The organism is Actinoallomurus oryzae (assembly GCF_039541955.1).
Lineage (GTDB): Bacteria > Actinomycetota > Actinomycetes > Streptosporangiales > Streptosporangiaceae > Actinoallomurus > Actinoallomurus oryzae.
The window spans coordinates 1-1,044 of record NZ_BAABHF010000082.1 but is presented as its reverse complement, the minus strand read 5'-3'; the positions used below and the strand labels follow the sequence as shown (position 1 = coordinate 1,044).

At 66.2% G+C, this 1,044-nt stretch carries 1 pseudogene; it reads right to left on the bottom strand.

What is annotated here, in order from left to right:
- Positions 1-60 precede the first annotated feature (60 nt).
- Positions 61-946: pseudogene (locus ABEA10_RS50345) on the bottom strand (IS5 family transposase).
- Positions 947-1,044: the final 98 nt, after the last annotated feature.

The window sequence follows — 1,044 nt, the reverse complement described above, 5'->3', positions numbered from 1 at the left end:
ACGAAATCGAGCACCCCACGACCCCGCCGCACAGGTTAAAACTCAAGCTAGAGCGTGTCCTCAAAGCCACATGAGCAGGGTGGCCAGGTCGATCATGCCTTGGTAGGAGTGGGCGGTCTTGTCGTAGCGGGTGGCGATGGCGCGGTACTGCTTGAGAGGGCCGAAGCAGCGTTCGACCACGTTGCGCCGCCGGTAGATGCCGGGGTCGAAAGCTGGCGGCCGCCCTCCGCGTGAGCCACGGCGCAGGCGGCCGGCCCGTTGGTCGCGCCGTTCAGGGATGGTCGCAGTGATGCCACACCGGCGCCGGTAGGCGCGGATCGCGCGGGAGCTGTAGCCCTTATCGGCGATCACCCGAATCGGACGCCGCCAGGGCCGCCCCGGCCGCTGGCCGGGGCGGCGGGGGACGCAGATCCCGGCCATCACCTGCTCGAACATGGTGCAGTCGTTGACATTGCCGCCGGTCAGCACGACCGACAGCGGTCGGCCGCGACCGTCGCAGGCGAGATGAATCTTCGTGGTGGTCCCGCCCCGAGACCGGCCGATAGCATGATCATCTGGCTCGGTCTGCCCGGCCCGAGGTTTCGCCCCCCGTGCGGCGCGAGGACCGGCGGGCTCCGGCGGCGTGCTGATGCGCGCGCACGATGGAAGAGTCAACCGACACTTCCCGGTCCAGCTCATCGATCGCCTCGGCGATCACCCGCACCCGCGACACCAGCATCGTCAACGTGCCGTTACGGGACCAACGCCAAAAGCGGTTGTAAACCGTCTTCCACGGCCCGTACCGCTCAGGCAGATCACGCCACGCCACACCCGTCTTGGCCTTGAACAACATCCCATTGATCACCCGCCGGTCATCCACCCGCGGACGGCCGTTAGCCCCAGACGGTGGCAGCAACGCCTCGATGATCCGCCACTGCTCATCGGTCAGCTCATGCCTTTTCACCACGAGGCAAGATCAAACCAGATCACCTGCCGCAACTTTGAGGACACGCTCTAGCTTGAGTTTTAACCTGTGCGGCGGGGTCGTGGGGTGCTCGATTTCGT